General features: G+C 71.8%; 1 protein-coding gene. It reads left to right on the top strand.

What is annotated here, in order from left to right; translation table 11 throughout:
- Window positions 1-48: 48 nt before the first annotated feature.
- The coding region (locus ACFP2V_RS38595; RefSeq protein ID WP_381221437.1) for an ISAs1 family transposase at window positions 49-1,231 on the top strand (1,183 nt) is incomplete at its 3' end.

The following is a 1,231-nucleotide window of genomic DNA, read 5'->3' as shown; positions in this document are numbered from 1 at the left end:
CATGATCACGTTGATACCACTCAGCATGATCGTGAAGGCCGCGCCCGCATGCCATCCTGCCCGACCCTGCCCACGTCGCGCCAACTCTCCGAGCAACACGGCCTCGATGCCGAGGAGTTGTGCACGCCGGAACGACTCCTGTCGCTGCTGGAGGCGGTCCGGGCGGTGCCCGACCCACGCGCGCCGCACCTGGTCACACACGCCTGGCCGATGCTGCTCGGCCTGGTCGCCTGCGCCATGCTGTGCGGGGTGCGCTCGGTGCGCGGTGTGATCCGCTGGGCGAGCGGCCAAGGCGCCGGCATCCTGGCTTCCCTCGAGGTCCCCGACGGCGACCCCGGCCGGCTGCCGGTGGCCACCACCCTCACCCGCACGCTCGCCCGGGTCGACGCCGATGCGCTCGACACCGCCGTCGGCGCCTTCGTGCAGGCCCACACCGCCGACCCGCTGGCCGGCATCGCCGGAGACCCGCCCGTGCTGCAGCTGGCAGCGGACGGCAAGACGGTGCGCGGCGCCCGTGACAGCGAGGGCCTGCAACTGCACCTCCTCGGCGTCTACCAGGTCGACCCGGGCGTGATGCTCGCCCAGCGGGAGATGCGCCACAAACCGCACGAGACGGTGCACTTCACCGCAGCCCTCGACCTGATCGCCGACATCACCGGCGCGATCGTCACCGCCGACGCCCTGCACACCGTCGCCGGCCACGCCCACTACCTTCACCGCCGCGGCGCCTTCGGCCTCTTCCCCGTCAAGGAGAACCGCTCGGTCCTCTTCGCCCAACTGGACGCGCTCGACTGGGACGAGCACACCAATGCGGCCATCGCCGTCAACCGCACCGAGGAGACCAACTCGGGCCGACACGAGATCCGGATCGTGCGCGTGCAGCCCCTCGCACCGGGGCAGGTGCACTTCCCGCACGCCACCCGGGCCCTGCTCGTCGAGCGGTACACCACCGGACGCGGCGACGGAAAGATCCACGCGGACGCCGAACTTGGCATCACCACCGCCCCGTCCGACGTCGCCGACACGGCCGTCCTCGCCCGCTGCGTACGCGGCCAGTGGGCCATCGAAGCCCAGCACTTCGTCCGCGACGTGACCTTCGGCGAGGACGCCTGCCGTGCCCGCACCGGCAGCCTGCCCCGGGCCCTCGCGACCTTCCGCAGTCTGTCGATCAGCCTCGCCCACCTCGCCGGGTGGACGAACAACGCCGCAGCCCATGACCACTACCGCAACC

This window comes from Streptomyces incanus (genome assembly GCF_042656345.1).
Classification (GTDB): Bacteria; Actinomycetota; Actinomycetes; order Streptomycetales; family Streptomycetaceae; genus Streptomyces; species Streptomyces incanus.
The sequence above is the reverse complement of the archived record's forward strand: the minus strand, read 5'-3'. Positions and strand labels throughout refer to the sequence as shown.